This window comes from Clostridium sp. AM25-23AC (genome assembly GCF_003435125.1).
Taxonomy (GTDB): Bacteria; Bacillota; Clostridia; order Lachnospirales; family Lachnospiraceae; genus Pilosibacter; species Pilosibacter fragilis.
Map to the genome: position 1 here is coordinate 24,388 of NZ_QWGI01000020.1, position 21,888 is coordinate 46,275.

The following is a 21,888-nucleotide window of genomic DNA, read 5'->3' on the forward strand; positions in this document are numbered from 1 at the left end:
CCTTATTATCCAACTGTACATACGAGCAGGTATGGTATGCGATCTGGCTCCGCTACTATATGTGAAAGGAATAGCTTATGGAAAATATTTACAAAGAGGTTGATTTCAAAACCTATTGCAAAACCTGCGAGCATAAGGATCTCGAAGAAAAATTTGATCCGTGTAACGACTGTTTGGCAGAGCCGATGAATGCCAATTCAGATAAACCTGTTTACTGGAAGGAGGCTGAAAATGGTAGATAGTATATTAGTTAGTGTTGATTTTTCAAACAAAAACGATACTGGAGTAATGGTTGTGGGAAGAAAACGGATGAATCAGTCTGTAGAGATTATCAATGCTTTCCAAGGAGATGAAGCGAGAGAGCTTTATGAAAGGTTAATAACAACGAAAAAGAAGGAGGGTCAAAAGTGAGCTTTCAGTACGATCAATATTTAGCCAGACATCGAGCTAATGTGAAAAGAGGGTTCGACTGGCTTTCTGAGAATTTACCTGGACTTATGACAAATACACTCACCGCCGGGTGGAATACGGAATTTGCTCATGATCAGTCTAAGAACGAGCCGGATGAGTATGAGGCATACGATGCATATTTCTATGGAAATAATCGCTCTTATGAAGTTGTACAGCGGTATCAGAGAGCATGGTTACTTCACATTCACCGGAATCCACATCATTGGCAGCACTGGGTTCTTATCCATGACGATATGGAAGACGGTGAACTGGAGACCGTTTTGGAAATGCCATACGATTACATCATTGAGATGATTTGTGATTGGTGGTCATTCAGTTGGCAGAGTGGAAATCTCTATGAGATATTCAAGTGGTACGAGGAACATTCTAAGTATATAAAACTGGCGCAGACAACGAAAATCACAGTTGAATATATTTTAGACAATATGAAGAAAAAGCTTCAGGCATTGCAGTATGCAGATCAATCAGCCATGCAACCTGGAGCTTGATTTTTGGAGGAGCTATGAATAGAACGACAAAAATAAACATCTTGGCGTATGCTTCAGAGCCTGACAAGAACTATAAGTACGAGGGTGACATCGTCGATTATAAGGGAAAAAGGTATTTCGTAAGTCTGGCAGAAGAGCAAGTGGAATTTATCGGGATTATTAAGGAGGATGAGTAGAATATGAAAGCAATTAAAGAAAATTGGAAACTGGTACTTATCGTGGCCGCTGGAATTATAGCGGTTATTTTTATGTGTATTTTTGGAGTACAGGGAGCACAAAACAAAGCGTTTGCAATGGAGGAGCAGGTCAATACGGCTGATTCTGACATCAAGGTACAGGAAAAAAGGAGAGTCGACCTTGTATATAATCTGGCTGATTGTGTTAAGCAGTACGATAAGCATGAGGCAGAAACTCTTACGGCTATTGTAGAAGGTCGAGGGAAAACAACCAACCTTGAAAATGTAACCACTGCAATAACGGCTGTTACAGAGGCATATCCAGAATTAAAATCCAATGAAAATTACAAGGAACTGATGAATGAATTGTCCATTACTGAAAATTTAATCGCCGAATATAGAGAAAATTATAACAAGCAGATTAAAGAATACAATCGCTATGTTAGAAAATTTCCTACTCGATTCTTTTTAAATATTTTGGGATATGAAACGCAGCAGTATCAGTACCTTGATTATGGTGCTCCTGTAGATGCGCCTCAAAATTTATTTGGAGATTGATACCATGAAAAATAGAGGCTTTGATTTTGGAGATTTTGAAATTACTAAGCGTGAGATTCTGGCAAGTATATCCATAATTGCAATGATGCTTCTTATTGGTTTTGTGATTTCTGGGAGAATTTCAAACTATATTCTGGATCGGAACGAAAAGTACAATAAAGCTATTAAAATCGAAAGCTCTGATCTGTTTGAATATGGGATGATAACCAACGTCGGTTATGCGTTCGTTTATGGAGATTTGAAGGCTGTGGATACTGTTTCATATCCAGAAATTAACGGAGAGTATATGTATATAGAAAAAATAGAGGAACATTACAATATGCATACACGAACCGTCACTACAACCGATTCTAAAGGAAAGACACATACCAAAACTGAAACTTATTGGTCTTGGGACTATGCAGGAAGCGAAGAACAAAGATGTTCGGAAATTACATTTTTAGGACACATCTTCCCATCGAACAAGGTAGAGTTTCCAAGTACTGAACATATTGACACTATAAAAGAATCAAGTCATGTCCGGCATAAGTATTATGGAGTTGATACGGAATATATAGGAACCATATTTACTGAATTACGGGATAAAACCATATCTGATAATTCTTCATTTTATGAAAACAGCACCATTGAAGAAACTGTTGATTATTTGGAAAGAGATTGGGAACTATGGTTATTCTGGGTGATTTGGATAATTGTTATCGGACTATGCGTATTTGGTTTTTACTATATCGATAACGAATGGATTGAAAACTGAAAGGAGAAAATAAATGAAACAGAATATTATTGCAGTAGATTTTGACGGAACTTTATGCGAGAACAAGTGGCCGGAGATTGGTATGCCGAACGAGGAGCTCATCGAGTATCTGAAAAAGAGACAGGCTAACGGAGAAAAGCTGATTCTTTGGACATCCAGAAATGAAGAGCAGACAAAAGAGGCTGTGGAGTGGTGTAAAAAGTACGGACTGATCTTTGATGCTGTAAATGATAATCTTCCGGAAATCGTGGAAGCATTTGGCGGAAATTGCAGAAAGATATTTGCAAATGAGTACATAGACGATCGCAACCGCTCTATCGGTTCCTGCCGTGAAAAATCAAGCATGGAGCGTTGGGCTGAAAACGAGGTTGCCATTGCTTGCCGTCGAGAGAAGCCGGACAGAAAAGGCGGGGAGTGGGATTATGGTTGTGCTTGCTATGAAAGTGCATTGAAAGCCTTTGGCTCTCTGTGTGAGGACGGTCATTCTGGTTTCAGTATTGGTCTGACTAAGGCTATTCTGAACCGTCTCATCAACAACAAGCCGCTTCTTCCGATTGATGATACCGACGAGGTATGGAGTGATATTTCTGATATGAGTGGTCTGAAGGGAGAAGAGCGTAACTATCAGTGCAAACGCATGTCTTCCTTATTTAAGTACGTGTATGCTGACGGCACGGTTAAGTACAGAGATGTGGATCGCTATCATGGCGTGAACATCAACTGTCAGGATGCTCCATATCACAGTGGACTGATTGATACTGTTATGGACGAACTGTATCCGATCACTATGCCTTATATGCCGGCTGATAGAGCCTTTAAGATTTATACGGAGGATTTCCTTGTAGATCCGGCGAAAGGTGATTATGATACCGTCGGAATTCTATACGTAATCACTCCGTCTATGGAAAAGGTGGCAATCAACCGATATTTCAAAGAAGCTCCGAAAGGCTTTGCTGAAATTGATGAAACGGAGTACAAGGAGCGAAAGGAAGCTGCTAAAGCTCGGATGGAGGCAACCGATGGATCGAAATAGATTTATCCAGTGCATGAAAAACCATATCGAGTTGTCGGATAAAGAGCGGCGAAGAATTATCAGAAGAAGCGTTGAGAGTCAGCCGTGGAAATTAAAGTGTACGATTGCTATGGAGGAATTCGCAGAACTTACGCAAGCAATCAGTAAACAGATTCGAGGGTATGATAACAGAATTGGGCTTTTGGAAGAGATGGCAGATGCTTATATTTGCCTGGAATTCCTTAAGTCCATTTTTAATATTACACCAGAAGAGTTGCAGAAGGCTATGGATGTTAAATTACAAAGAGAAAGGAACAAACAGAGATGAGTAAAGAGATTAAAATTGCCGGAAGTATTTCGTTTGGAGGAAAGCGCCTTAATGTATATGGAGATCTGGACGCTCCGCTGTTCAAGGCAAAAGATATTAGTCATGCTATAGGCTACAGTAGCGGTAACGAGTGGAGAATGCTCGAAATGTGCGAGGAAGATGAAAAGCTGAAACTACCTTTGGTAGTAGCAGGCCAGAGACGTTCCGTCAACTTTGTGACTGAGAATGGTCTGTACAACATCCTTGCACAGAGTCGTATGGAAATCGCAAGATCCTGGAGACGTGTGGTTCATGATGAGCTTATCAACATGCGAAAGGAAAAGGGTAGAAACATCGCTGAGCAGTTTGAAGAGTGGGATCACGCTATGGATAACATTTACTTCGATGAGGAAACCGGTCAGCTTATGCAGTCGGTCACAGTTCCTGGCGGGGATGTGATCCAGATTCCTTATGAGAAGGAAGAAGAGTAATTGAAAATGTGGGCTATGCCGAACACAGGGGCATAATAATCCAGATTGGTGGGGATCTGGATATTTTGAAAGGGGAACAAGATGATTTTATATGTGGTTCATGGAAATACCTATTACGATGGATATGGACATATAGAAAATATATTTGGTATCTATACGAAAAAAGACGTAGCAGAAGCAGCTAAAGATCTAATAATTAAAGAACTTTACGAAAAAGAAATTGCAAGAGGGCAGATAACCATCGTTGAGAATGTATCAGATATCGAAGTAAATATTTTGGAAATCGAAGCTGAAAAACTTGTAAATATCGAACTGGGAGGGTATTGCGAATGAGTATTAAATTAGAGCATGTGGTTATGGCAAGTCCGGAACAGATGAAATTTATTATTGAAGGGGTGCGTAATCCTATGAATTCTTGGGGGAAGAGCGATAGTGAATACGTAACCGCTGGATACGATATTGTCGGGTTTGATCTTGGTGAGAATGATCACTCACTCATGCAACGCTTAGCTAACGCTGGTACAGATCATAGAAAATTTATGAGAATGTTGCCGGTGTACGTGAGAATCACAGCACCGTTATATTGGTGGAAAGAATTTGATACTTACAAAGTCGGAACGGTCGCTAATAGTTGCAGTACCATGCATAAAATCCAGGCTAAGGAATTTACAATGGATGATTTCAGTTGTGAGCATCTCGATATCCGCACCAAAGCATTACTGGAAGAAACAATAAAGGCATTAAACGATTATCGAAAATTATATATTGAATATAACGCAGATGATTTTGAGATTAAAGGGTGCCCGAGCAAGAAAGATATTTGGTGGCAGATGATTCAGCTTCTCCCGAGCAGCTATAATCAGACACGCAATGTCATGATGAATTATGAAGTTCTGGCAAATATTTATAAGAGCCGTCGAGGACATAAGCTGGATGAGTGGTGTGATTTCTGCAAGTGGATCGAGACACTGCCATATTCTGAGATTATTATGTCTTCATCCGGTTTAGATCTCAATTCAATTAACGCATTACAGGGAGCGGCTAGAAATAGTAGCAAGGGTTATATCTATAAAAGAAAAACGGAGGATTGAACAGTGAAAAGGATGGTTAAAGTGAAAGATATTTTACCGCTTGTAAAGTGGAACGATGTTCGACTCGTGTTGGGTGAAGAGGATGAAATTTGTTTACTCAGAAAAGAGTTTATCACCGAGACCCTTTCTGACAAGATTTTAGAAATGACGGTTACCGGAATTGAGAACGATGAAGCTATTTTAGACACGGTCAATATCTATGTGTTCGGTTATAAAAAGGAGGATTAAATCTATGAACTTTACATTTATGCAGCTTATTATCATGTTTCTTATCGTCTATGTATGTTTATATGCTTTGGTAGATCGCATCATGAAATGTATTGAGCATTGTGCTACAGCCAAAGCATACGGAAGGTTCAAAGAAGCCGGTGTTATGATAAAAATGGATGATGTAGCAGCTGGCATCGCAAAGTCAAAAGAGGAGAAAGACAATGTTGAGAAGGGACTTAATTAAGAATAAGATATACGGAATCATATTCATTGTACTTGGAGCGTTGACAATCCCGATTGAATGGGATGCAACGTTCTTTTTATTTACCTTGATGTTGGGCATTTTATTATTTGTATCAAGAGAAAATTGCATTATGAATTAAGGAGGCGGCTATATGAGCCGGGCTGAAAGGAGAAGGGCACAGAAGTGCGAGCAGAAAGCTAAGACCGCTACATACAATCTGACAAGAGCTCAATTAGATGCCCTGGTTCGAGAAAAGATATCTGGTGAACTGGATAGAGTTAAGCAGGAGGCTACGAATGATGCTATCAATCAGGCGATGATCCTTCTGCTTACTCTGCCGCTTGAAGTGTTGATGGATCACTATTGGACGAAGACATATGCAAAGCGGATTCCGGAGTTTACAGAGCATGTTCTCGAATATTATGAAAAGTGGCAAAACGATGAGTTAGACATGGACAAGCTCAAAGAAGATCTTTGGATATATGGTGGAGTGCGATTAGAAGAAGTGGAGGGTAAGTAAATGGGATATTTAATTTTAGGAATTATCATTTTGGCAGCTATTCTTGTTTTAGGCGGATATATTGTTTTATCTGTTATGAATGCTGCAATGTGGATGGACGATTCTATGAGATGGGGAGGTAGAGATGACAGCTAAGGATGACAGAAAAAATGCAGAGGGTTACAATGATCCGACAGCTTATAACGCGATTAAGAACGTGGAGCAGGAACAGGACAAGGACGATGTGAGGTTTCATCAGTTACTGAACACTCTGTTTTCACTTTGTGAATTGGCAGATTTCCATATCGAGGGACGAGTTGTGCTGAAGGATAAGAGAACGGGAAAGGTTTGGAGGTAGGTGAGATGAAAATCTGTAAGGTAAGATCTGATCGCTCAACCTGTTCTGCTTGCATTGCAACTCAGGAAATGTTTAATGTGGTTGATGATTGCAGTAAATGTAAATTAAATACCGATATTTATGAATTATTACAGATCGGGACTGGATTTTGGAGCGGAGACTATGCAATGGTTCAAAAGGACGGCAAAATCACTAAAGTATCATTAAGTCGTGTTTATGATGTAAAGGAGATATGATTATGACAGTAGAAGAGTTACAGAAAGCATGTGCAGCATTATCTGAAGCTTGGGTTAAGGCTATGGAACCACTGAAAAAATTGGCGGAGGCGTTGAATTCTGTTTCAGGACAAATCGAGCAGAGTGAAGAGAAGCGGAAAATTCATATCGTTTGGAAGTGTAAATCCCACAGACGTTTGCCGGATTCTACGAGGTCTACGTACACTTATAAGCCGGTCGGAAGACGAAATTTACCGTATCAGAGGAGGAATTTCTGACTGGTTTCAGCTAATCTAGGTTAAAAATCTTTGTAGTAGCAGGTCATTTTTCTGCCCACTTTTGGGTTTTAGGATTTGACCAAAGCCCGGATATTTTTGACCGGAGCTGAAAATCGGTGTCGATTTGGAGAAAATTTATGAATTTTGGTCAAATTTCTGGCCATTTGCCCGGTTTTGCCCACTTTTAAAAACCCGGATTTGACCAGTGAAAACCAAGTATTTATGCGGGTTTGCGGGTTTTCTGCCCACTTTCCCACTTTTAATACCAAACTATTATGATAGAAAGTTTAAAAATATATAGTAATAGGCGAATAAAAGTGGGTTTTTGACCAGAAGCAAGAAAGAGGTGATTTCGTGACGAATGACAAGAAATTGGTCGAGGATTGGTTATGCGAGCATTTTCAGTATCATTTGCGAGTGGATAAAGATATTCCGAAAGGTGCGTATGTGATGATGAAGAACGAAATACTTATGTCACAAGGGTGGCTGCGGGTTGATAATCCGCCATATCGATCTTTTGATGATCTGATGTTTGGCTATACCATTCCTAGAGATTTCTACTCAGGTGCTGGAGGCATCTATTGTGGATATCCATTTGGAGCATTGTATCCAATAGTAGGAGGTTTGCCGTGAATGTAAAGCGTAAAGTGACATGGAAAGATATTTTCAATAATTTCAAATCGGTGTATCCGCGGTTATCAAAAGAAGCCCAGGATTATCGTCCGTACAACTACATGAGCATTGTCGTATATTTAGCAGACGGAACCAAGGTGGTTTATGATGATATGGCAAAGCGAGCTAAGATGCTTGCAGCCTAGGATCTGGCTACAGAATCCGCTTTCCATTTTGTGTGCTTCATGCTATACTATAAGAGCCACACAATCTAATAATGAAATCGCGTTCGAGGAATAACTTTGGTAAAAAGTGTATTCTCTTTTACTCGTACCCTTGAACGGCGAAGAGGATTGTGTGGCAACAATAAGAGATGCGCTTTTTCGGTGCGTCTCTCAAATTGGGGCGCACTTTTTATTTGCCCTAAATTCCTACTTGAGTATGAAAAGGGTGATTGTATGGGAACGAAATCAAATAAGAATATTTCGGGTGTCATAGGAGCAATCGGAGCCGTTGGCGGTTTGATTACTGCGGTTACACCTTTGGTTGAAAAAGCAATAGATAATGCTCAGAATAAGCCGACTGAGAAAATAGATACGAAAGTTATCATTCCAGAATTATATCGTAAGGGATTTCCGATAGACCTGGAACAGGCTGAAGAATTATTAACCGAACGTGGCTTGAAAGTTTCAAAGAGTAAGCTTCGTATGAAAGAAGCAGATCCAAAGTATCGAGATTACGAGGATACCCAAGTCATAGACTCAAATCCTAAGCAGGGCGCTAAGGTGAAAGTCGGCACAACTGTTTGTCTGAGATACATAACGGCTGAAGTTATCGAGGAGAGCCAAAAGATATTTGATGATGACGTTCGTATTAAACAGGAGGCTAAAGAACAGAAGGCCGCTGAGAAGCAGGAGAAGAAAGAACGTTTGAAAGAAAGTGTTTCTGAAACTATGGATTCTGCTAAGAGTGGTTTAGGAAAGATATTTAAGAAAGATCGAAAAGCTATAGAAGCTGAGAAAGGAGAAACGATAGATGAGTAAAGGTGGAAAGAAAAAGCGTAGCACGGCTGGGTTAATCCTTGATGTGATTCTTACATTGTGTACCGGTGGCTTATGGTTGATTTGGATACTGATCCGGTATTTAAGAAATAACAGCTGACAACTACATATTTGGACAGAGATGCTTAATCGTGTCTCTGTCTTTTTTTTATGCTCTTTTTTGCGCGCGAAAAAAACATGCCCTTTTATGAAGAGAGAGGATAAATAGGCATTTTTATTAAATACCACATCCTCTTTTGAGTTTTTAGAAAATTGAAAGGAGGCTCCATTATGTTGGAAAATAAGTTCCAGGCAAATTTGATCAAGGAACTGAAAGAAAGATTTCCGGGGTGTATTGTGATGAAAAATGACCCGACGTATATTCAGGGAATTCCAGATCTGCTGGTTCTGCATAAAGACAAATGGGCTTCCTTAGAATGTAAAAAAAGTGCTGGCGCAAAGAAGCAGCCGAATCAGGAATATTATGTGGACCGTATGAATCAGATGTCATTTTCAAGATTTATATGTCCAGAAAATAAAGAGGAGGTACTGGATGAACTTCAACAATCATTCGAACCTTGAAGGACAGCACGCCTTTCTTGGTGCCAGTAAATATCACTGGATAAATTATGGTGAGGATAAAGTTGCGGAAGCATATCGGAATTTCCTTGCCACACAAAAAGGAACTGTATTACATGCATTTGCGGCTCAGTGCATTATGCTCAATCAGAAATTGCCAAAATCGAAGCAGACATTAAATATGTATGTGAATGACGCTATTGGCTTTAAGATGACGCCGGAACAGATCCTTTACTATTCCGATAATTGTTTTGGCACAGCTGATGCAATTTTGTTTCGGAATAATTTCTTAAGAATTCACGATTTGAAGACCGGAAAGATTCCGGCACACATGGAGCAGCTTGAAATATATGCGGCTCTTTTTTGTTTGGAATATAAAGTGAAGCCTGCGGATATTGAAATGGAATTGCGAATTTATCAGAACAATGAAATTCTGTACCATAATCCAACGGCTGAGGATATCGTTCCAATCATGGACAGAATCATTACTTTTGATAAGGTGATTAAAAGAATCAGAGAACAGGAGGGGTAAGCTATGAATTCCATCGTGGAAGATATTTTAATGCATTATGGTATGCCACGGCGTTCTGGGCGTTACCCTTATGGTTCTGGAGAAAATCCGTATCAGCATAGTGGTGACTTTCTTAGCCGTGTTCAGGAATTGAAAAAATCCGGAATGAGCGAAACCGACATAGCTAAGAATATGGGTTTGACTACCACACAGCTTCGTACTCAGATGAGCCTCGCAAAAGATGAGCGTCGTGCTCTTCAGGTAGCAACCGCAAAAGGTCTTCGCGAGAAGGGTTACAGTTTGAATGAAATTGCCGATAAGATGGGATTCGCTAATGACTCATCTGTCCGATCTTTATTGAACGAAACTTCTGAAAACAGAATGAACCAGGCTAAGGCCACTGCGGATGTTCTGCGGAAACTTATCGAAGAAAAGGGAATGATCGATGTCGGAACCGGCGTTGAAAGAGAGCTTGGCGTGTCAAAAGAAAAACTGAATCAGGCTCTTTATATGCTGGAACTGGAAGGCTATCCAATTTATGGAGGCGGTGTTCCACAGGTTACCAATCCCGGAAAGCAGACCAATATCAAGGTCATTTGTCCACCAGGTACCGAGCATAAAGATATTTATGACTTTGAGAATGTCCATTCTGTAAGAGACTACATTTCCTATGACAATGGAGAGTCCTTCAGAAAATCTTTTGAGTATCCAGCCAGTATGGATTCAAAGCGCCTACAGATCCGCTATGCTGATCAGGGTGGTGTCGATAAGGATGGCGTAATCGAACTTCGTAGAGGTGTGAAAGACCTGTCTTTAGGCGATTCCCACTATGCACAGGTTCGCATTATGGTAGACGGAACCCACTACCTTAAAGGTATGGCTGTTTACTCTGATAATATGCCGGATGGTGTTGATGTGATTTTCAACACTAACAAAAAGTCTGGTACGCCAACCAAAGATGTTCTTAAGAAGATTAAGGATGACCCGGATAATCCGTTTGGTTCCTTGATTAAGGAGCATGGTGGTCAGAGCTATTACGATGATCCAAAGGGTAAGTATACAGATCCTGTAACCGGAAAGAAACAGTCCCTTTCTCTGATCAATAAACGAGCAGAAGAAGGCGATTGGGGTGAATGGAGTAAGACACTTCCGTCACAGTTTCTTTCCAAGCAGAGTTTAACACTTATCAAAAAACAGTTAGGTTTAGCAAAAGCCGATAAGCAGGCTGAATATGACGAAATCTGTTCGCTGACAAACCCAACAGTAAAGAAGGCTCTGTTGAAATCATTTGCTGATGATTGTGATGCAGCCGCCGTACATTTACAGGCAGCAGCGTTACCTCGTCAGAAGTATCAGGTAATTCTTCCATTAACGACAATTAAAGATAATGAGGTGTATGCTCCAAACTACAAAGATGGAGAAACGGTTGCATTGATCCGATACCCGCATGGTGGAACTTTTGAGATTCCTATTCTGAAAGTCAACAATAAACTGGCTGAAGGAAAAAGCGTTCTCGGAAACACGCCGGCAGATGCAATCGGTATCAATAAGAAGAATGCAGACCGTTTGTCAGGAGCAGACTTTGATGGTGATACCGTAATGGTAATTCCTTGCAACTCCACAAAGAGTAAGGTAAAGATTACTTCCACTTCTCCATTAAAAGGTTTGGAAGGTTTCGATACCAAAGACGCTTATGGTGGAACCGTTAAGAAGGATGTCGATGGTGTAGATCACTATTACCGTAATGGTAAAGAGTATAAGATTATGAGAAATACTCAGACAGAAATGGGTAAAGTATCGAATCTGATTACTGATATGACTCTGAAGGGAGCCACACAGGATGAATTAGCGAGGGCAGTTCGTCACAGTATGGTTGTAATTGATGCCGAGAAACACAAACTGGATTATAAGCAGAGTGAAATCGATAACGGTATCGCTTCTCTTAAGAAGAAGTATCAGGGAAATGTGGATTCAGAAGGTCGTTACCATGAAGGTGCATCTACCCTCATTTCAAGAGCAAAATCTGAGACACAGGTTCTTAAGAGAAAAGGTTCCCCGACAATCAATGAAGATGGTTCTTTGTCATACAAGTCTGTTAAGGAAGAGTATGTCGATAAGAATGGAAAAATTCAGGTGAGAACTCAGAAGAGTACAAAGATGGCTGAAACAAAAGATGCCCGTACACTTTCTTCAGGTACCCCCCAGGAAGAAGCTTATGCCGATTATGCAAATTCTATGAAGTCTTTAGCTAACCAGGCTCGTAGGGAGATGATGAGTACAGGTAAAATTGCTTATTCTGCGTCTGCTAAGGCAACTTATTATGAAGAAGTAAACTCTTTAAATGCTAAGCTGGATTTGGCTTTGGCAAATGCTCCTAGAGAGAGGCAGGCTCAGACAATGGCGAATGCTACTGTTGCGGCTAAGAGAAAAGACAATCCGGATATGACAAAAGCCGAAGTTAAGAAGGCAAGTCAGCAGGCTCTGGCACAGGCAAGAAGTTCTGTAGGGGCTAAGAGATCTAACATCGAAATTACGGATAAAGAATGGGAAGCCATCCAGGCCGGAGCAATTTCTGAGAATAAGCTTACGCAAATTCTGAATAACACGAATACCGATACTATTCGTCAGAGAGCGACTCCTCGTGCAAGCACTGCTCTGAGCACAGCTAAACAGAATCGTATCGCTGCACTTAGCGCATCTGGCTACAGCACTTCAGAGATTGCGGAAGCTCTTGGGGTTTCTTCTTCGACAGTTTCTAAGTATTTGAATGGAAAGGAGTGAACTAAGTAAGATGAGATTTGCGCTTACAACTTTTGATAATCCTTATGATCCGTTTGAACAGTTCACTCAATGGTTCATGTTCGATGAAGAAAAAGGTTATCACACAACTGCTTACCTTGGTCGAATCGCTCGAACATCGGATCAGTTGTCGGATGAAGAGAACAACAAGGAAGTAGAGCGAGCTATTGATGAGATAATCCGTTATGATTTCCAGAATATCTATCGAAAGGTTACAAGTAAATCAGAAACAAATGAAAATAAAGAAAAAGCTTCCTAAAAGTGATTTCGTCGGCATATCAAAAGCCGAAACCGCCAGTGCATAACTAAAAGGGGTATAGGGGGGTGTCTAAAAAACATACCCCCACCCATATCGCGGTGGTCTTTAAAATTTCCCCGGAGGGTATTTTTAGGGAGCCTTTTCAGCTGTTCCAGTGTTTACAAGGGTCTATAACTCATGATATTTGACAACGGTTTCTGTGGGATCGGCTCAAAGTTAGTTCTCCTTTCGTTGAGTAGCATTGTCATGATTTGTAGGTCCTTTTAAATACTGGAAAAGTATGTGAGAACTATCACAGAAGTAACGAACAACTAAATGGAAGGAGGCATCAACTTTGAGGAAAGCAAAGCAATCCGAGTCTTCTAGGATGATGCGTCCAGCATTAACGCCAGAAGCGAGAGAAAATCAGCTTGTTTCATTGGCGGTTGACTTGGCTGAAAAGCAGTTACGAGAGGGAACAGCTTCATCTCAGGTAATTACTCACTATTTAAAGCTCGGTTCAACGAAAGAAAGAATCGAAAAAGAGATTTTGGAAAAACAGAAGGAACTGATAGAGGCAAAGACACAGAATCTGAAATCTATTGAAAATTCTGAGAAACTGTATGCGGATGCATTAAAAGCATTTCGTGGTTATAGCGGTCATGGAGATGAGGTGGATGATGCTTAGATGCTATTCAGAACTCTTGCAGATTCCAACCTTTAATGAACGATACGAGTATCTTCGTTTGGATGGAGTAGTTGGCGAAGAGACATTCGGATTCGATAGATACCTTAATCAGATATTTTACAATTCTCAAGAATGGAAGGACATTCGGAGAAAAATTATTATTCGTGATAATGGATGTGATCTTGGATTGGATGGTTACGAGATTCGTGGAAAGATTCTCATTCATCACATGAACCCAATAAGGCAGCAGGATATACTGTTGCGGACCGATTTGGTTCTGAATCCAGAGTATCTAATTGCAACAACTTTATCGACCCACAATGCTATACATTATGGAGATGAGAAACTACTTTTAACAGTTCCAAATGAACGACGAAAAAATGATACATGCCCATGGAGGCATTAGGAGGAAAATTATGGAAGGAAACAAGAAGCCACTTATGGGTGTTGTGGTAAATTGTATGAATTTAAACATTCGCAAAGACCCGACGCAGGCATCCAGATCATTAGGAATCATCGGTTCGGATACAGTTGTGAAGGTATGCAACGATGAGTCTGTTTCCGGTTTTTATAAAGTAAAGACTGTGGATGGTATCAGCGGGTATTGCATGAGTGAGTTTATAAAACTCTGTTAGATGGAGGTGCGATCATGAATATTACAGATAGTGTACTGACATCAATCAAGAAATTACTCGGTATCGCAGAGGAGTATGAACATTTCGATGCAGATTTGGTCATGCACATCAATTCTGTGTTCTCAATTCTTACACAGCTTGGTGTCGGTCCATCCAAAGGTTTCATGATCGAAGATAAGAGTGCAACGTGGAAAGATTTCATTTCTGATGAATCCAAATACATGCTTGTCAAATCTTATATGCATTTGAAGGTCAAACTTCTTTTCGATCCGCCGCTTAGTTCGGCCGTGCTGGAGTGTTATAAAACACAAATCAGTGAGTACGAATGGCGTCTAAATGTTGCTGCGGAAAACGATGACACCGATCCGGACGAGCCTGAGCATTATTCTGGATCGTACGAAGTTACGCCAAAGGCGCATCAGACTCAAACTTTGGATACATCTGGAAAGGTGCTTAGCGAAGACCTTGTGATTCATGAAGTTCCATATTATCAGACATCCAATGCCAGCGGAGGTGTTACCAGTTACATCGCAAAGGAGGGAGATTCAAAATGAATAACACCTATTTAGCACACCATGGAATTCTTGGAATGAAATGGGGAGTTCGAAGATCAGAAGCACAGCTTGCAAGAGCCAGAGGACATTCTTCCAAATCTTCAGATGATAAGAATGAGGTATCAGCACGTAAAGCTGCTGTTAAGAATCGGCGTACAATGTCCGATGCCGATCTGAAGAAAAAGATTGAGAGACTTAAATTAGAACGCGAGTTTAAGAATCTTACAGAAGACGACATCGCACCTGGTAGAAAGTATGTGTCAGAAATTCTTTCTGCATCCGGAAAGAAAGCGTTGACTGTGGCTGCGGCTGGAGCAATGACCTATGCCGTAAAGACTGCAATGACAAAAGAATTCAATCTTAAAGAGGCCGCACAGTACATCGCTGCAAACCCGAATAAGAAGAAGTAGGAGAAGAAAATAATGGCGTTATCGAACACTGCCGTCCCGAAATACTACGGCATGTTTCGTGATGCCGTAATTCGTGGCGAAATTCCGGTATGCCGAGAAATCGAGATGGAGATGAACCGAATCGATGATCTCATTGCAAATCCTGGAATTTATTACGACGATCAAGCAGTAGAGGGGTTTATCAGTTATTGCGAGAATGAGCTTACTTTAACTGACGGTTCAGATTTGAAACTGCTTGACACATTTAAAGTTTGGGCTGAGCAGATTTTCGGCTGGTACTATTTTGTTGAGAGAAGTGTATACGAACCTTATGAAGATGGTCATGGCGGACATTATGTCACCAAGTCTATCCGAAAAAGATTAGTTAATAAGCAATATCTCATAGTGGCCAGAGGTGCTGCAAAGTCAATGTATGGTTCATGCTTGCAGAATTTCTTCTTAAATGTTGATGTCACAACGACACATCAGATAACCACAGCCCCGACGATGAAGCAGGCAGAAGAGGTGTTGTCCCCGATTCGAACCGCTATTACCAGATCAAGAGGACCTTTCTATAAGTTCCTTACAGAAGGATCGTTGCAGAACACAACCGGATCAAAGGCGAATAGAATGAAATTGGCATCCACTAAGAAAGGAATTGAAAACTTCCTTACTGGATCGCTTCTTGAAATTCGTCCAATGAGAATCGACAAACTTCAGGGACTTCAGCTTAAAGTGGCGACGGTTGACGAGTGGCTTTCTGGTGATATTCGAGAAGATGTAATCGGAGCAATCGAACAGGGTGCATCGAAGGTCAACGACTACCTTATCGTTGCGATCAGTTCAGAGGGTACTGTCCGTAACGGTGCTGGCGATACAATCAAAATGGAATTGATGGATATTCTAAAAGGGGATTATATCAATCCGCACGTATCGATCTGGTGGTATAAGCTGGATTCTATCGATGAGGTTGCCGATCCGGATAAATGGTTGAAAGCAAATCCGAACCTTGGAAAGACTGTTTCTTATGAAACCTATCAGCTGGACGTTGAGAGAGCAGAAAAGGCTCCGGCAGCTCGAAACGATATTTTGGCTAAGCGCTTCGGACTTCCTATGGAGGGATACACATATTACTTTACATATGAAGAAACTCTCCCACATCGCCATCGAGATTATTGGCAGATGCCATGTTCTTTGGGAGCTGATTTATCACAAGGCGACGATTTCTGTGCATTCACATTTTTATTCCCATTGTCGAACGGATCATTCGGCGTCAAAACCAGAAACTACATTTCCTCATCGACTCTGATGAAACTCCCAGCAGCAATGAGAATTAAATACGATCAGTTTATGAAAGAGGGAAGTCTTATTGTGTTGGAAGGGACGGTTCTTGACATGATGGAAGTATATGAGGATTTGGATAACCATATTATTGAATGCGGTTATGATGTACGATGCTTTGGTTATGACCCATACAATGCAAAGGAATTTGTTGAACGTTGGGCAAGTGAAAATGGACCATTCGGAATAGAAAAAGTTATCCAGGGTGCAAAGACAGAATCTGTCCCACTTGGCGAATTGAAGAAACTTTCAGAAGAGCGAATGCTCCTGTTTGATGAGGATTTGATGACATTTGCTATGGGAAACTGTATTACTCTGGAAGATACTAACGGGAACCGTAAATTGCTGAAAAAGCGGTATGAGCAAAAAATCGACGCCGTCGCCGCAATGATGGATGCGTACATCGCATTCAAGGCGAATCGGGAAGCATTCGAGTAGGGGGTATAAAGATGCTAATAGCAAAGTTAATTGATTGCTCTTCTGTATTACGACCCTACACCATCAGAAAAGTAGCTCGTATCGAATCAAATGATAATTTGATGCATTATGGAATAAAAGGTATGAAATGGGGAGTTCGGAGAACGAAAGAACAATTAGCTCATGATAGAAGCTCTATCCAGGCAAGAATGAATAGTAAGTTGCGAACACCTGTAAAAGCTTCAAACGGAATATTGGTTACACGCTTTTCAGATCATGCCCTTGATAGGACACAAACAGAATCAAGACCGGTAACCGTTGAAGGAATTTTGGATGCATTGAAAAATCCGTTGAATCATGGTAGCATTAAAACAAAAACCGATAACCTTGGACGACCAAGTCAGCAGTTTATAGGGAAATCTGCGACAGTAGCAGTGAATCCTGAAAATGGAACCATAACAACCACTTGGTGTACAGGAAGTAGAACAAAGCGTAAATATTTAAAGAAAGGATGAGCATATGTTCAGTGAAGAAGAAATAAACCTTATGCAGTCACTCGGATTGGACTGCAATTTTAACGGTTTATCTGAGACCGATGAATATTGGGCAGACATAGAAGAAAAGGTTGGGAATTTCCTGACACTGAAGTGTTTAGACGAGCATTATAATCCCGATAGTAACGGAATCATATGCGAATCTATACTGAACAAAATACCGGTGTAAAATTACTGGAGACCTCTTAAGAAAAGGGGTCTTTTTTTTTGCCTATTTTTAGGAGGTGAGAATTCAAAATGGATTTATCATTAAGTTCCAGGTTTAAAAATGCCTGGAATGCTTTTCGCAATAGAGCCCCTACCATGATGTCACAGAATATCGGTTCGGGTTATTCATATCGTCCTGATCGTTTTCGCCTTACCAGAGGAAACGAAAGATCGATAGTCACGTCCGTATACAATAGAATCGCTTTAGACGTAGCCGCCATCAACATTCAGCACGTTCAGTTGGATGATGAAGGGCGGTTTTTAAATGTTATAAAAAGCGGTTTAAACGAATGTTTGTCGTTGGAAGCCAATCTTGATCAGACTGGTAGGGCATTTATCCAAGATGTTGTTATGTCCATGATGGATGAAGGCTGTGTAGCAATCATTCCTGTGGATACCGATGATGATCCAGATGACACAAAAGGATATCAGATTCTTTCGATGCGAGTTGGTCGAATTCGTGACTGGTATCCTCGTCACGTCCGTGTTGAGGTATATAACGAAAATACTGGGCGAAAACAAGAAATTGTTGTTCCGAAAGATACGGTTGCTATCGTAGAAAATCCACTGTATGCGGTAATTAACGAACCGAATTCGACGATGCAGAGGCTTATTCGAAAATTGAATTTGTTAGATGCTGTCGATGAACAGAGCAGCTCCGGCAAGTTGGATTTGATCATTCAGCTACCTTATGTAATTAAATCAGAGGCAAGGCGTCAGCAGGCAGAGAAGCGGCGTAAAGATATCGAGCAGCAGTTGTCCGGTTCTAAGTATGGCATTGCTTATACTGACGGAACAGAGCGAATCACACAGTTGAATCGTTCGTTGGAAAACAATCTAATGAAGCAGATTGAATACTTAACGAGTATGCTTTACAGCCAGTTAGGAATCACTCAGAGCATCTTAGATGGTACCGCAGACGAGAAGACTATGCTGAATTATTACAACCGGACAATCGAACCGATCATTTCCGCAATCGTTGATGAAATGAAGAGAAAATTCTTAACGAAGACTGCCAGAGCCCAAAACAAGTCAATCATGTTCTTTAGAGATCCATTCAAGCTTGTTCCGGTAGCTGATCTTGCTGAAATTTCTGATAAGTTTACCAGAAATGAAATTGCTACATCAAACGAAATCAGACAGGTAATTGGTTGGAAGCCATCCGCTGATCCTAAGGCTGATGAATTGAGAAACAGCAATTTAAGTGAGCCTGGTGGTAGTTCCGTAACAGATGCTACGACGAGCGGTGAAGAAACAGAATCCAGCGATACCAGTGATTACGATGCTCTGGTTAATGAAGTTCTTGACAGCATTTCTGCACAAATCGATGACATCATCGGCAATTATACGTCTGGCGATGATAAGGAGGGAGATGATTCTTAATGGATGAACCTAAAGTTGCGGTTCTTAGACATTATGCATCGCCCTATTACGATCCTCAGAAAGCGCATGAATACTATATGCGTACCAGAGAGTTAAAAGGCCGTTCTACCACATCGCTGAATGATGAGGGAAAGAAGATTTGGTCTTATACAAAAAATAATATCAAATCTGAAAAGGCAGCAAAGGTCAAAGAAGAGCAGGAAAAGCGAGATCAGAAAATTACGGAACTTCGTGAAAAAGCAGAAGCAACGAGGGAACAGATATCTTCTCGTTTGAAAGAACTGAATGAGGCCTTAACCCAAAATGCTTCCGATAGGAAGAAAAGCATCGATACTGATAAAGATTCTGATTTGGAAGAAATTGAAAAGGAATCATCTAGCCAGAAGGAACGAATCGATAATAAAAAGGATGCCGAAATCGAGCGTTTGATGGCAATAGAAATTCCATCAGGATTATCTAAGGCTGAGAGATCTAAGCGTGTTGCTGAAAGAACCGCAAAGATTGCAAAGCTTAGAAACGATGCAAAATCAGATAAAGCAAAAATCAGTAGCGATGCCAAAACGGACAAGGCTAGTGTTCGAACAGATGCGACAAACAAGAAAGTGAAAGTATCGTCCGATACCAAGGAAGAAAAAGCTGAGAACCATGCTAATGCTAAAAGTGAAAGAGCAAAAGTTAGCTCCGAGCTTAAAGCAGCGGTTAAGTCAGTTAGAGAAGCTTACAAAGCGGCTAAAGCTGACCTTGATTCGTCATATGAACAAACCTATCAGGATGAATTTGACAAGATTCAGTCAGAGTACAAGAAGGTCAAGAAATCAAAGAAAAAGTCTTCCAGCTCATCAAAGAAGACATCGCATCCGTTATCGTACTATATCAGAAAATAGGAGGAAAATCAAAATGAAGTATGACTTTGGTGGCTGGGCCACTAGAAATGATCTTCAGTGTGCCGATGGAAGAGTCATTAAAAAAGACGCTTTCAAAGGACAGAACGGGCAGACTGTCCCGTTAGTATGGATGCATAATCATGCTGATCCGGCGAATGTGCTTGGATTAGCTCATCTCGAAAATAGAGATGAAGGAGTTTATGCGTTCTGTGAATTTAATGATACAGAATCAGGAAAGACTGCACGGGAACTTGTAAAACATGGCGACGTACAGTCTCTTTCTATCTTTGCCAATCAGCTTAAACAGGCCGGACACGATGTTGTTCATGGCATTATCAGAGAAGTAAGTCTGGTATTAGCCGGTGCAAATCCAGGAGCATTTATCGATGATGTGGTGATGCATGGCGATGGGGAAACCGGTATTGTCATTGGCTATAATGAAATGATCATGGGTCGGTTGGAGCATTCCGCAGATGAGCTGGATAAAAAGAAGGAAGAAGAAAAAATCGAGCCTAATGACAAATCAGATAATAGAGAGAAAAAAGACGATAAGGTTGAGACTATCGAAGACATTTTTAAATCCATGAACGAGAAACAGCAGACAGCAGTTTTCGCCATGATGGCTGAATTCGTAGACAAAGAAAATCCTAAAAAAGAGGATGATGAATCTAAAGGAGGAGATGACAATATGAAACACAATGTTTTTGACACCGACAAGCGCGATGATAAGAGCTTTCTGTCTCACGCAGACCAGGAGGAGATCCTTAAGCTGGCAAAGACTAGCCAGGTTGGAACATTCCAGTCAGCGCTGGAGATCTATGCTAACGAAAACGCACTTCAGCATGACGCTCTTGCGAGTGGATTTGCTCAGACAGGAGATGGTAATGTAACACTTCTGTTCCCGGAATACAAGGATGTACGTCCTGGTGCACCGGAACTGATTACCAACGACCAGGGTTGGATTACAACCGTAATGAACAAAGTTCATAAGAGTCCGATTTCCAGAATCAGAACCAGACAGGCTGATATCCGTAATATCGATACCCTGAGAGCAAAGGGCTATAAGAAAGGAAAAGAGAAGGCTCAGGCTGGAAACTTCAAGCTTGTTAGAAGAACCACCGATCCACAGACCGTATATATTAAGGATGCGCTTAACCGGGATGATATTGTGGATATCACTGATTTTGATTATGTTAGCTATCTGTACAATATCGATCGCATGATGCTTAACGAAGAACTGGCAACTGCGATTATGCTGGGCGATGGTCGTGATGATGGCGATGAGGGTAAAATCTCTCCGGATCATATCAGACCGATTTGGCTTGATGACGATCTGTACACCATTCATGTTGATCTCGATGTCGCAGCTGCAAAGAAAGAGCTTCAGGGAACTAATACAGCGGCTAACTTCGGTGAGAATTATATCATCGCAGAAGCTATGATCAATACGGCTCTGTATGCAAGAGAAAATTACAAGGGAACCGGAACTCCGGATCTGTTCATTACTCCTCACATGCTTAATCAGATGCTCCTGGCAAGAGATATTAACGGAAGACGTATTTACTCTTCCAAGGCAGAACTTGCTACTGCACTGAATGTCGGCAGCATCAATACTGCGGAGCAGTTCGAGGGCAAGACCAGAACCACATCGGACAACAAAAAGAAGAAGCTGGTTGCTATCATCGCAAATCTGGCAGATTACTCCCTCGGTGCAACCAAGGGTGGAGAGGTTACTCATTTCACTCAGTTCGATATCGACTTCAACCAGGAAAAGTCTCTGCTTGAGACCAGATGCTCTGGTGCGCTTACTCGTGTATACTCTGCAATCGCAATCGAAGAGGATGTAACATCCGCATCTTCTGCTTCTGAGGATCATACCGTCTAAGTCTTAGAGGAGAAAATTCA

General features: G+C 41.0%; 36 protein-coding genes. All 36 read left to right on the plus strand.

The window, feature by feature from the left end:
• The first annotated feature begins 77 nt into the window (after window positions 1-77).
• The 36 genes from DW677_RS18350 to DW677_RS12615 all read left to right on the plus strand — a co-directional run bounded on the left by DW677_RS18350 (window position 78) and on the right by DW677_RS12615 (window position 21,868).
• The gene (locus DW677_RS18350) at window positions 78-242 is read left to right on the plus strand and encodes a hypothetical protein (RefSeq protein WP_015544764.1); all 165 of its coding nucleotides are present in this window, start codon (window positions 78-80) and stop codon (window positions 240-242) included.
• Window positions 232-411: a hypothetical protein gene (locus tag DW677_RS12455; protein ID WP_181968352.1), complete on the plus strand. Its 180-nt coding sequence runs from the start codon at window positions 232-234 to the stop codon at window positions 409-411. The genes DW677_RS18350 and DW677_RS12455 overlap by 11 nt, the downstream gene beginning before the upstream one ends.
• Window positions 408-959 carry a DUF5662 family protein gene (locus DW677_RS12460; protein ID WP_117567469.1) on the plus strand — a complete coding sequence of 184 codons (552 nt, stop codon included), beginning with the start codon at window positions 408-410 and terminating at the stop codon, window positions 957-959. The genes DW677_RS12455 and DW677_RS12460 overlap by 4 nt, the downstream gene beginning before the upstream one ends.
• A 14-nt stretch (window positions 960-973) precedes the next feature.
• Window positions 974-1,135, plus strand: coding sequence for a hypothetical protein (locus DW677_RS18355; protein ID WP_181968353.1), 162 nt, complete (start codon window positions 974-976; stop codon window positions 1,133-1,135).
• A 3-nt stretch (window positions 1,136-1,138) separates the two neighbouring features.
• A complete protein-coding gene (locus tag DW677_RS12465; RefSeq protein ID WP_117567471.1) occupies window positions 1,139-1,693 on the plus strand; it encodes a LemA family protein in 555 nt (184 codons plus the stop codon).
• A gap of 4 nt (window positions 1,694-1,697) precedes the next feature.
• A complete protein-coding gene (locus DW677_RS12470) occupies window positions 1,698-2,447 on the plus strand; it encodes a hypothetical protein (RefSeq protein ID WP_117567473.1) in 750 nt (249 codons plus the stop codon).
• A gap of 13 nt (window positions 2,448-2,460) precedes the next feature.
• The gene (locus tag DW677_RS12475) at window positions 2,461-3,480 is read left to right on the plus strand and encodes a hypothetical protein (RefSeq protein WP_117567474.1); all 1,020 of its coding nucleotides are present in this window, start codon (window positions 2,461-2,463) and stop codon (window positions 3,478-3,480) included.
• Entirely contained in the window at window positions 3,467-3,787 is a 321-nt protein-coding gene (locus DW677_RS12480; protein WP_117567476.1) for a hypothetical protein, read from the plus strand. Before DW677_RS12475 ends, DW677_RS12480 begins: the two co-directional genes overlap by 14 nt.
• Window positions 3,784-4,257: a BRO family protein gene (locus tag DW677_RS12485; RefSeq protein WP_003500550.1), complete on the plus strand. Its 474-nt coding sequence runs from the start codon at window positions 3,784-3,786 to the stop codon at window positions 4,255-4,257. The genes DW677_RS12480 and DW677_RS12485 overlap by 4 nt, the downstream gene beginning before the upstream one ends.
• Before the next feature lie 81 nt (window positions 4,258-4,338).
• The gene (locus DW677_RS12490) at window positions 4,339-4,590 is read left to right on the plus strand and encodes a hypothetical protein (RefSeq protein ID WP_117567477.1); all 252 of its coding nucleotides are present in this window, start codon (window positions 4,339-4,341) and stop codon (window positions 4,588-4,590) included.
• Window positions 4,587-5,348 carry a hypothetical protein gene (locus tag DW677_RS12495; RefSeq protein ID WP_181968354.1) on the plus strand — a complete coding sequence of 254 codons (762 nt, stop codon included), beginning with the start codon at window positions 4,587-4,589 and terminating at the stop codon, window positions 5,346-5,348. The genes DW677_RS12490 and DW677_RS12495 overlap by 4 nt, the downstream gene beginning before the upstream one ends.
• A gap of 12 nt (window positions 5,349-5,360) precedes the next feature.
• Window positions 5,361-5,576, plus strand: coding sequence for a hypothetical protein (locus tag DW677_RS12500; RefSeq protein ID WP_233434746.1), 216 nt, complete (start codon window positions 5,361-5,363; stop codon window positions 5,574-5,576).
• Between the two features lie 4 nt (window positions 5,577-5,580).
• Window positions 5,581-5,802 carry a hypothetical protein gene (locus DW677_RS12505; RefSeq protein ID WP_117567481.1) on the plus strand — a complete coding sequence of 74 codons (222 nt, stop codon included), beginning with the start codon at window positions 5,581-5,583 and terminating at the stop codon, window positions 5,800-5,802.
• A gap of 151 nt (window positions 5,803-5,953) precedes the next feature.
• Window positions 5,954-6,322, plus strand: coding sequence for a hypothetical protein (locus tag DW677_RS12510; RefSeq protein ID WP_117469762.1), 369 nt, complete (start codon window positions 5,954-5,956; stop codon window positions 6,320-6,322).
• Window positions 6,323-6,457 carry a hypothetical protein gene (locus tag DW677_RS19105; RefSeq protein WP_278286999.1) on the plus strand — a complete coding sequence of 45 codons (135 nt, stop codon included), beginning with the start codon at window positions 6,323-6,325 and terminating at the stop codon, window positions 6,455-6,457.
• A complete protein-coding gene (locus tag DW677_RS12515; protein ID WP_117567483.1) occupies window positions 6,447-6,659 on the plus strand; it encodes a hypothetical protein in 213 nt (70 codons plus the stop codon). Before DW677_RS19105 ends, DW677_RS12515 begins: the two co-directional genes overlap by 11 nt.
• 5 nt (window positions 6,660-6,664) lie before the next feature.
• On the plus strand, window positions 6,665-6,895 hold the full coding sequence (locus tag DW677_RS12520) for a hypothetical protein (RefSeq protein ID WP_117567485.1): 231 nt from the start codon (window positions 6,665-6,667) through the stop codon (window positions 6,893-6,895).
• Window positions 6,896-6,897: 2 nt separating this feature from the next.
• Complete coding sequence (locus tag DW677_RS12525) at window positions 6,898-7,152, plus strand: hypothetical protein (RefSeq protein WP_117567487.1); 255 nt, start codon at window positions 6,898-6,900, stop codon at window positions 7,150-7,152.
• A gap of 354 nt (window positions 7,153-7,506) precedes the next feature.
• Complete coding sequence (locus DW677_RS12530; protein WP_117567488.1) at window positions 7,507-7,785, plus strand: hypothetical protein; 279 nt, start codon at window positions 7,507-7,509, stop codon at window positions 7,783-7,785.
• Window positions 7,782-7,970, plus strand: coding sequence for a hypothetical protein (locus DW677_RS12535; RefSeq protein ID WP_117567489.1), 189 nt, complete (start codon window positions 7,782-7,784; stop codon window positions 7,968-7,970). The genes DW677_RS12530 and DW677_RS12535 overlap by 4 nt, the downstream gene beginning before the upstream one ends.
• Before the next feature lie 96 nt (window positions 7,971-8,066).
• Entirely contained in the window at window positions 8,067-8,807 is a 741-nt protein-coding gene (locus DW677_RS12540; RefSeq protein ID WP_242992168.1) for a PASTA domain-containing protein, read from the plus strand.
• Window positions 8,808-9,095: 288 nt separating this feature from the next.
• On the plus strand, window positions 9,096-9,386 hold the full coding sequence (locus DW677_RS12545; RefSeq protein ID WP_006776126.1) for a hypothetical protein: 291 nt from the start codon (window positions 9,096-9,098) through the stop codon (window positions 9,384-9,386).
• Entirely contained in the window at window positions 9,358-9,915 is a 558-nt protein-coding gene (locus DW677_RS12550; protein ID WP_117567493.1) for a DUF2800 domain-containing protein, read from the plus strand. The genes DW677_RS12545 and DW677_RS12550 overlap by 29 nt, the downstream gene beginning before the upstream one ends.
• Before the next feature lie 3 nt (window positions 9,916-9,918).
• On the plus strand, window positions 9,919-12,675 hold the full coding sequence (locus DW677_RS12555; RefSeq protein ID WP_117567495.1) for a helix-turn-helix domain-containing protein: 2,757 nt from the start codon (window positions 9,919-9,921) through the stop codon (window positions 12,673-12,675).
• Window positions 12,676-12,685: 10 nt separating this feature from the next.
• Complete coding sequence (locus DW677_RS12560; RefSeq protein WP_117567496.1) at window positions 12,686-12,952, plus strand: hypothetical protein; 267 nt, start codon at window positions 12,686-12,688, stop codon at window positions 12,950-12,952.
• A 334-nt stretch (window positions 12,953-13,286) separates the two neighbouring features.
• Window positions 13,287-13,619: a hypothetical protein gene (locus DW677_RS12565; protein ID WP_319021197.1), complete on the plus strand. Its 333-nt coding sequence runs from the start codon at window positions 13,287-13,289 to the stop codon at window positions 13,617-13,619.
• On the plus strand, window positions 13,609-14,025 hold the full coding sequence (locus DW677_RS12570) for a hypothetical protein (RefSeq protein WP_347473192.1): 417 nt from the start codon (window positions 13,609-13,611) through the stop codon (window positions 14,023-14,025). The genes DW677_RS12565 and DW677_RS12570 overlap by 11 nt, the downstream gene beginning before the upstream one ends.
• A 10-nt stretch (window positions 14,026-14,035) precedes the next feature.
• Window positions 14,036-14,254: an SH3 domain-containing protein gene (locus DW677_RS12575; RefSeq protein WP_117567497.1), complete on the plus strand. Its 219-nt coding sequence runs from the start codon at window positions 14,036-14,038 to the stop codon at window positions 14,252-14,254.
• A gap of 14 nt (window positions 14,255-14,268) precedes the next feature.
• Window positions 14,269-14,808, plus strand: a complete 540-nt coding sequence (locus tag DW677_RS12580; RefSeq protein ID WP_117567498.1) for a structural protein — start codon at window positions 14,269-14,271, stop codon at window positions 14,806-14,808.
• Window positions 14,805-15,218 (plus strand): hypothetical protein, encoded by a 414-nt coding sequence (locus tag DW677_RS12585; RefSeq protein ID WP_117567499.1) that lies wholly within the window; start codon window positions 14,805-14,807, stop codon window positions 15,216-15,218. Before DW677_RS12580 ends, DW677_RS12585 begins: the two co-directional genes overlap by 4 nt.
• Window positions 15,219-15,230: 12 nt before the next feature.
• Window positions 15,231-16,976: a terminase TerL endonuclease subunit gene (locus DW677_RS12590; protein WP_117469751.1), complete on the plus strand. Its 1,746-nt coding sequence runs from the start codon at window positions 15,231-15,233 to the stop codon at window positions 16,974-16,976.
• A gap of 11 nt (window positions 16,977-16,987) precedes the next feature.
• Window positions 16,988-17,470 (plus strand): hypothetical protein, encoded by a 483-nt coding sequence (locus DW677_RS12595; RefSeq protein WP_117469750.1) that lies wholly within the window; start codon window positions 16,988-16,990, stop codon window positions 17,468-17,470.
• A 4-nt stretch (window positions 17,471-17,474) separates the two neighbouring features.
• Window positions 17,475-17,678, plus strand: a complete 204-nt coding sequence (locus DW677_RS12600; protein WP_117469749.1) for a hypothetical protein — start codon at window positions 17,475-17,477, stop codon at window positions 17,676-17,678.
• Window positions 17,679-17,746: 68 nt separating this feature from the next.
• Window positions 17,747-19,099, plus strand: a complete 1,353-nt coding sequence (locus tag DW677_RS12605) for a phage portal protein (RefSeq protein WP_117469748.1) — start codon at window positions 17,747-17,749, stop codon at window positions 19,097-19,099.
• Window positions 19,099-19,983: a hypothetical protein gene (locus DW677_RS12610; RefSeq protein ID WP_117567500.1), complete on the plus strand. Its 885-nt coding sequence runs from the start codon at window positions 19,099-19,101 to the stop codon at window positions 19,981-19,983. The genes DW677_RS12605 and DW677_RS12610 overlap by 1 nt, the downstream gene beginning before the upstream one ends.
• Before the next feature lie 13 nt (window positions 19,984-19,996).
• Window positions 19,997-21,868: an HK97 family phage prohead protease gene (locus DW677_RS12615; RefSeq protein ID WP_117567501.1), complete on the plus strand. Its 1,872-nt coding sequence runs from the start codon at window positions 19,997-19,999 to the stop codon at window positions 21,866-21,868.
• Window positions 21,869-21,888: the final 20 nt, after the last annotated feature.